The organism is Protofrankia sp. CiP1_Cm_nod3, from assembly GCF_982290655.1.
In genome coordinates this window covers 7769-15301 of sequence record NZ_CEVIVD010000115.1, presented here as the reverse complement: position 1 = coordinate 15301, position 7533 = coordinate 7769, and the positions used below count along the sequence as shown (strand labels likewise).

Below are 7533 nucleotides of genomic sequence, written 5' to 3'. Positions count from 1 at the left end.
TCCCGGCGCAGCCTGCTCCCGGCCCCGGCTCGACCCGCATCCTTCCGGAGACCGGGCCGGCTCGGGCGGCGGCCGGTCCCGACGCGGATCCGGGCCGGGGACAGGAGCCGTACCCGTCCGGGCCGCGGGGGCCGTACACGCCCGGAGCACACGACGAGTACGCGCCCACCGCCAGGTACCCGTACGGGCAGCCCGCCTCCGGCGCCCAGGGCCCCTATCCGCCGGCCAGTCCCCAGGGCGGCTTCGCCCCGCCGGGTGGCTATCCCCCGCCCGGCGGCTACCCACCCGGCTCCTATCCGCCGCCAGGCGGGTATCCGTCGGGCGGCTATCCGCCCGGTCCGTACCAGCCGGGCCCGTATCCGGCCGGCGGGCCGCCGGGACGGCCGGCGTCGAGACGGACCGGGCTGATCATCGGAATCGTCGCCGCGGTCCTGGTCGCCGTCGCCGTCCCGGTGATCGCGCTGACCGTGACCGGTTCGCACAGGCCCGGAGGCGGGGCGTCCGCCGGCCCGGCCCTGCCGGTGATCCCCGCCGGGCCGACGGGCGCCACGCCGTCGGCGTCCGCGCGGCCGTCGGCGACCCCGGCCACGGCGACGCCGAGCGGCGGGTCCACCGGCAGCCTCACCGCCGCCCAGAGCAACCTGGAGGCGACGCTGAATCCCAGCGAGATAACCGGCTGCACGGGTAACCCGGACGACGAGGATTCCGACATAGACGCGTCCCTGACCTGCCAGTCGAGTAACGGAACGCCGGTACGCGCCTTCCATTACTACAGCAGCGGCTCACTGCGTAACGACATCGACTACCGGTCGAGACAGATCACCGAGGACGGATCCTGCCGTACCGGCAAGAACAGTATTGAAACCTGGCACGTGACCAGCCGGCCGAATGTGGACGTCGGATCGCTGCTGTGTGCTCACGACGGCGGTAATTACGTGATTTTCTGGAGCTACGACAACGATCTCACCGCTTTTGCCGCCCAGAGCACCGACGCAACGGCGCTCTTCGAGTGGTGGAAGGGGTTCGACCCGTTGGCCTGAGCAGCCCGCGCAACCGACCGGAGCGACCGGAGAAACAGCGGGAAAAACCACTGACAGGAACGACCACTGACAGAATGACCGCTAGCGGGGGTAACCGCTGTCGTCGACGGGGCCGCGCAGCCGCGCCGCGTTCTCCTCGGCCAGCCGGTAGAGCGTGGCGTACACCTCCTCGGCCTGGGGCAGGTGCACCAGCGCGAGCCGGCCGCGTTGTCCCCCGCTCTCGACCGAGAGCGTGCCGGATCCCACCAGCCCCTCCCAGAAGGAACGGCTGAACGAGACGTCGTTGAGCCGGAGCAACGGGATGTCCCGGCCGTAGTGGGAGAGGATCCCCTCGCGGACGACGACCCGTTCCGTCGTCACCACGTAGTGTGTGGTGACCCATCGCAGCCATGGCCGCAGGCTGGCGAAGAAGAGCAGCACGGCCCCGGCCGCGACGATCAGCCACTGGGCGGCCTGCTGGAACGAGCCCGCCGGGACGGCCAGCACGCCGAAGAGGGTCAGGCCGAGAAGCACGACGAAGGCCGCTGCCGGCCCGGCCAGCCTGATCCAGTGCGGATGCAGGTGCAACACGACCTGTTCGTCGCTGGTCAGAATGTTGTCCGGGAAGCCCACCCCGCGATGGTCTCACCGCCACCGGACGACCGGAGCCACGGGGGCGAACAAACATACCGCACACGGCCATGGCAGGCGCCCCTCGACGGGCGGCTGCCCGAAGCTCGCGGGCAGGCCTCGTACGCGTCCACAACCTACCGCTTAGGAGGCGGTAGCTCCGCCCGGGGGCGCGTGAGCCGACCGGGTGATGTGGCGCCGGAGGATGCCGGCGCCGGAGAACGTCGGCGTTGGCTCTGCACGAGGGCGTGCGGGCCGGGACGTCAGCGGAGGTGGACGACGTCCCCGGCGGCGAACGCCCGCCCGTCGACGACCAGCCGGCCGTGATCGTCCACATCGGTCGCGGTACCCGTGAGCACCGACCCGTCGGGCAGTTCGACCCGTACCCGCTGACCGAGCGTGTCGCACACCGACCGGTAGGCGCCCGCGGTGGCGGTGGGCTCGACGAGCCAGCGCCGGTACACCCTGACCAGCCCCCGCAGCAGCTCGATGAGCAGTTCCCCCCGGCCGACGAGTGGCCGCGACTCCTGCCGCTGGCGCAACGCGACGCTGGTGGCCCCCGGCGGCAGCTCGTCGACGTCGTTGTCGACGTTGAGGCCGATGCCGACGACCACCGCGACCGTCCCGGAGCGCTCCCGGTCGGGGATGGCCTCGGCGAGGATGCCCGCCAGTTTCTCGCCGGCCACGAGCACGTCGTTCGGCCATTTGAGGCCCGCCGGTATCCCCGCGAACTCACGCAGCGTCGAGGCCAGTGACAGGCCGGTGACCAGCGGCAGCCAGCCCAGCGCGCCCGCCGGCACGGCCGGCCGCAGCAGCACGGAGAAGGTCAGGCCCGCGCCCGAAGGCGACGTCCACGACCGGTCGAGGCGCCCGCGACCGGCCCACTGGTGCTCGGCGACGAGCACCTGGCCCTCGCCGGCACCGGTCTTCGCGGCGGCGACGAGGTCCGCGTTGGTCGAGCCGGTCTCCTGGACGACCCGGACGCTCAGGCCGTCCCCGGCGAGCGTGGCCGCGAGCAGACCGGCGTCCAGCGGAAACCGCCGGTGCCGCGTCATCGATGTCCACATGTCAGCCAGAATCCCACCGCATCCTCACCGCCGACGGCTGAAAGTCATATCGCACCGCGGCCACGCGCCCGGATCAAGAGGTAGTTGTCGCAGAATCGAGCGCGGGAGGCCACGACGGCCGTACGCTGCCCGGCATGGCGCTTCCCGTTCCCGCTCAGAGCCCCTCGCACGATCCGGTACCCGATCCTCTCACAACTGCCGGCAAAATCGCCGAGTTGAAGCGCGTGATCGACGAAGCGGTACATGCCGGTTCTCAACGGGCAGTCGACGCACAGCATGCCAAAGGCAAGTTGACGGCCCGTGAACGGATCGATGCCTTCCTCGACCCAGGCTCCTTCGTCGAGACGGACGCCCTCGCCCGGCACCGCGCGCACGACTTCGGCCTCGACCGCAACCGCCCGTATGGTGACGGTGTGGTGACCGGCTACGGCACGGTCGACGGCCGCCAGGTGTGTGTGTTCAGCCAGGACTTCACCGTCTTCGGCGGCAGCCTCGGCGAGGTCCTCGGCGAGAAGATCGTGAAAATCATGGATCTGGCGCTGAAGACCGGCTGTCCGGTGGTGGGTATCAACGACTCCGGCGGCGCGCGCATCCAGGAGGGTGTCGTCGCGCTCGGGCTGTACGGCGAGATCTTCTACCGCAACGTGCTGGCGTCGGGCGTCGTCCCCCAGCTCTCACTGATCATGGGCCCGTGCGCCGGCGGTGCCGTGTACTCTCCGGCCATCACCGACTTCACGCTGATGGTCGACCAGACCAGCCACATGTTCATCACCGGCCCGGACGTCATCAAGACCGTCACCGGCGAGGACGTCGGCATGGAGGAGCTCGGTGGCGCCCACACCCACAACTCCCGCAGCGGGGTCGCGCACTTCCAGGCCGCGGACGAGGCCGACTGCCTGGAGACCGCCAAGGCGCTGCTGGGGTTTCTGCCGTCGAACAACCTGACGGACCCGCCCATCTTCGCCGAGGTGGCCGACGTGGAGGCGGAGGTCACGCCGGAGCTGGACACGTTCATCCCGGACTCGTCCAACACGCCGTACGACATGCACACGGTGATCGGCTACCTGCTCGACGACGATGACTTCCTGGAGGTCCACGCCCAGTTCGCGCAGAACCTGATCTGCGGGTTCGGCCGGCTGGACGGGCGTTCCGTCGGCATCGTCGCCAGCCAGCCGATGCATTTCGCCGGCACCCTCGATATCGACGCCAGCGAGAAGGCGGCCCGCTTCGTCCGGACCTGTGACGCATTCAACATCCCGATTCTCACGCTGGTCGACGTACCGGGCTTCCTGCCCGGAACCTCGCAGGAATGGAACGGCATCATCCGCCGGGGCGCAAAGCTTATATACGCTTATGCCGAGGCGACAGTGCCAAAAGTGACTATCATCACACGTAAGGCATATGGCGGCGCCTACGACGTCATGGGCTCGAAACACCTGCGGGCCGACGTCAACCTGGCCTGGCCGACCGCGGAAATCGCGGTGATGGGCGCCCAGGGCGCCGTGAACATCATCTATCGGCGTGAGCTCGCCGCCACCGAGAATCCCGACGCCCGTCGCGCGGAGCTGATTGCCGACTACACCTCGCATTTCGCCACTCCGTACATAGCGGCCGAACGCGGGTATATCGACGCGGTCATTCTCCCGTCGGAGACCCGACGTGAGGTGATCCGGGCACTGCGGCTGTTGCGGACCAAGCGGGAGTCGCTTCCTCCCAAGAAGCACGGGAACATCCCGCTGTAACCCTGCCGCCGCCCTCCCGCGGGACGCCCCGGCCTGTTCACCGCACCCCGCTGTCCCGCTGTCCCGCCGTCCCGCCGTCCCACTGGTGGCGGGGCTGGCGGACGGGCCGTCAGGCACGAAAGGATGATCAGATGAGCAGTGGTGGCGACGTCCGCGCCCCCCGCCCGCACCTACAGGTGGTGCCGACGAACGCGTCCGCCGAGGAGATAGCCGCCCTGGTCGCGGTGCTCTGCCTGCGGGCGGGGGCGGCTCCCGCCCCCGCCCCGCCCCCCTCGGCCTGGTCGGACCGGTCCGCGACACTGCGGCAGACCGTGCGTCCCGGGCCGGACGGGTGGCGTTGGACGGGATTCACTCCGGGCACCCGGACCCGAGCCGACTGGTAATCATTTGATCACAGTTGGATATCAACGACCGTTTCGCGGGGCCGGGCATCTGCGCCGGCCCCGCGAAACAGCGGGAATGACAGCTTTGTGGACGCCGGGGATACACATTCCCCGGCGCCTTTCATGATCGATTCCTTACACCACCAACGCGATCTCGGCAAGCAGTGGCCCGGCCAACAAACCCAGCCGATCAATGTCGGCCATCGAGTCCACCACGGCGGTCACGGCCCCGGCGGTACAGGACCCGCCCAAGGATTCCTTTAGTATTGCCAGAACAACAGCCTGCGCCGCCGAACTCGCCTAGACTCAGCCACGCTGAACGAGGACGGGAGAAACGTGCGTAAGATCCTCATTGCCAACCGGGGAGAGATCGCTGTCCGGGTCGCCCGGGCAGCCCGCGACGCCGGATATGCCAGCGTCGCCGTATATGCGGAGCCCGACATCGACGCTCTGCACGTACGCATCGCGGACGAGGCGTACGCCCTCGGCGGCAGCACACCGGGCGACTCGTACCTGCGGATCGACAAGATTCTCGACGCGGCCCGCGCCAGCGGCGCCGACGCCGTCCACCCCGGATACGGCTTCCTGTCGGAGAACGCCGACTTCGCCGAGGCCGTCATCGAGGCCGGGCTGACCTGGATCGGGCCCCCTCCCGAGGCCATCCGGCGCCTGGGCGACAAGACCGCGGCCCGCCACATCGCCCTTGCCGTGGGCGCCCCGCTGGCGCCCGGCACCCCCGACCCGGTCGCCGGCGCGGACGAGGTGGTGGCCTTCGCCGAACAGCACGGACTGCCGGTCGCGATCAAGGCGGCGTTCGGCGGCGGCGGCCGCGGGCTCAAGGTCGCCTGGAGCGCCGAGGAGCTGCCCGAGCTGTTCGAGAGCGCGGTGCGGGAGGCCACCGCCGCCTTCGGCCGCGGCGAGTGCTTCGTGGAGCGCTACCTCGACCAGCCCCGCCACGTCGAGACCCAGATCCTCGCGGACGCCCACGGCACGGTCGTCGTCGTCGGCACCCGGGACTGCTCCCTGCAGCGGCGCTACCAGAAGCTCGTCGAGGAGGCGCCGGCACCGTTCCTCACCGAGGAGCAGCGCAGCTCGCTCTACGAGGCGTCCCGGGCGGTCGTCCGGGAGGCCGGCTATGTGGGAGCGGGCACGGTCGAGTTCCTCATCGGCCGGGACGGGACGATCAGCTTCCTCGAGGTCAACACCCGGCTGCAGGTCGAGCACCCCGTCACCGAGGAGACCAGCGGCATCGACCTCGTCCGGGCCCAGTTCCGGATCGCCGAGGGCGAGACGCTCGACCCGGTCGACCCCACCCCCCGGGGGCACTCGATCGAGTTCCGCATCAACGGTGAGGACCCCGGCCGCAGCTTCCTGCCGGCGCCGGGAACGGTCACCCGGTTCGTCGCGCCCACCGGGCCGGGCGTGCGCGTCGACACCGGCGTCGAGTCCGGCGCCGTCATCGGCGGGGCCTTCGACTCGCTGCTCGCCAAGCTGATCGTCACCGGCGCGACCCGCACCGAGGCCCTGGAGCGCGCCCGCCGTGCCCTGGACGAGACGGTCCTGGAGGGCCTGGCCACGGTCCTGCCGTTCCACCGGGCCGTCGTGCGGGATCCGGCGTTCGCCCCGGCCGACGCCACCGAGCCGTTCCGGGTGCACAACCGCTGGATCGAGACCGAGTTCGACAACACCATCCCCGCCTTCACCGGCGGGGTGGACGCCGACACCGAGCCGGCGGCCCGCGAGTCGGTCGTCGTCGAGGTCGGCGGCCGGCGGCTGGAGGTCGTCCTGCCCGCGGGCTTCGGCGCGGCCGCGGCGGGCGGCGTGGCGGCCGGCGGCCCGGCGGCGGCCCGGCCACGGCGGCGGTCCGGTGCCAAGGCCGCCCGCGCGGCCAGCGGGAACGAGCTGACCAGCCCGATGCAGGGCACCATCGTCAAGATCGCGGTCAGTGACGGGGACACCGTCGAGGCCGGCGACCTCGTCGTCGTCCTGGAAGCCATGAAGATGGAGCAGCCGATCACCGCGCACCGGGCGGGCACCGTCACCGGGCTGACCGCGGCCGTCGGCGCGGTCGTCTCCAGCGGCGCCGTCCTCTGCGAGATCAAGGACTAGCGGGCGGCGGTTCGCCCGCCCCGGCCCGGTTCGTCCGTAGTTCGCAGGCTTCGGAGTCCGCAGGCTTCGGAGTTCGTAGGCTGATGCCATGGGCACCGACGGCACGGACGACAGCGGGACGAACCAGGGCGGGGCCTGCCCGCCGCCGGCGAGGAGCTCGGCGCGGCCGGGCGGCGCGGCACCGGCGTCAGAACCGGTGCCCGCCGGACCGGCGCCGGCCGAGCGGCCACCGCTGACCGGCCGGATCTACTACCTGGTGGGCGGGACGCTGCCCCCGCGGTACAACCAGTGGGTCTCCCACGACCTGACCGGGCCGCGGTGGCGCGTCCGGCAGGCGTCCCGGCCGCCGTTGCTCATGCTGCCGTTCGCCGTCATGTTCGCGCTGCTGCCCGGGCGCCTCAACATCCGGCTCACCATCGCGATCGTCCTGCTGGCGATCGCGGTCGGCCTGGGGTTCGCCACCGCCGGCTACTTCCGCAACCGTCGCCTCGTCCAACATGGCTTCCCGCCGGTGTTCCCGCTCGAGGAGGACGAGGACAGCGGCCCCGAGGACGCTGGCCGCGCGACCGCCGATCACACAAAT

Annotated in this window: 7 protein-coding genes; 5 read left to right on the top strand and 2 right to left on the bottom strand. The window is 70.9% G+C overall.

Features of this window, described 5'->3' with window-relative positions; genetic code table 11:
- A partial coding sequence (locus tag AC5LUJ_RS18495) for a hypothetical protein (RefSeq protein WP_493465369.1) occupies positions 1–1040 on the top strand: 1040 nt, incomplete at its 5' end.
- Between the two features lie 81 nt (positions 1041–1121).
- Here the strand turns inward: AC5LUJ_RS18495 and AC5LUJ_RS18490 are convergent.
- Complete coding sequence (locus AC5LUJ_RS18490; protein ID WP_250282386.1) at positions 1122–1652, bottom strand: PH domain-containing protein; 531 nt, start codon at positions 1650–1652, stop codon at positions 1122–1124.
- A gap of 260 nt (positions 1653–1912) precedes the next feature.
- Positions 1913–2704: a biotin--[acetyl-CoA-carboxylase] ligase gene (locus AC5LUJ_RS18485; RefSeq protein WP_250282385.1), complete on the bottom strand. Its 792-nt coding sequence runs from the start codon at positions 2702–2704 to the stop codon at positions 1913–1915.
- A 146-nt stretch (positions 2705–2850) separates the two neighbouring features.
- Between AC5LUJ_RS18485 and AC5LUJ_RS18480 the strand changes: the two genes are divergently transcribed.
- The 4 genes from AC5LUJ_RS18480 to AC5LUJ_RS18465 form a co-directional block, all read left to right on the top strand.
- Positions 2851–4458: an acyl-CoA carboxylase subunit beta gene (locus tag AC5LUJ_RS18480; protein WP_445548268.1), complete on the top strand. Its 1608-nt coding sequence runs from the start codon at positions 2851–2853 to the stop codon at positions 4456–4458.
- A gap of 131 nt (positions 4459–4589) precedes the next feature.
- Positions 4590–4841, top strand: coding sequence for an acyl-CoA carboxylase subunit epsilon (locus tag AC5LUJ_RS18475; RefSeq protein WP_250282383.1), 252 nt, complete (start codon positions 4590–4592; stop codon positions 4839–4841).
- Between the two features lie 336 nt (positions 4842–5177).
- Complete coding sequence (locus AC5LUJ_RS18470) at positions 5178–6950, top strand: acetyl/propionyl/methylcrotonyl-CoA carboxylase subunit alpha (protein ID WP_493465368.1); 1773 nt, start codon at positions 5178–5180, stop codon at positions 6948–6950.
- 88 nt (positions 6951–7038) lie between these two features.
- Positions 7039–7533, top strand: a 495-nt coding sequence (locus AC5LUJ_RS18465; protein WP_493465367.1) for a DUF5313 family protein, incomplete at its 3' end; no start/stop codon positions are given.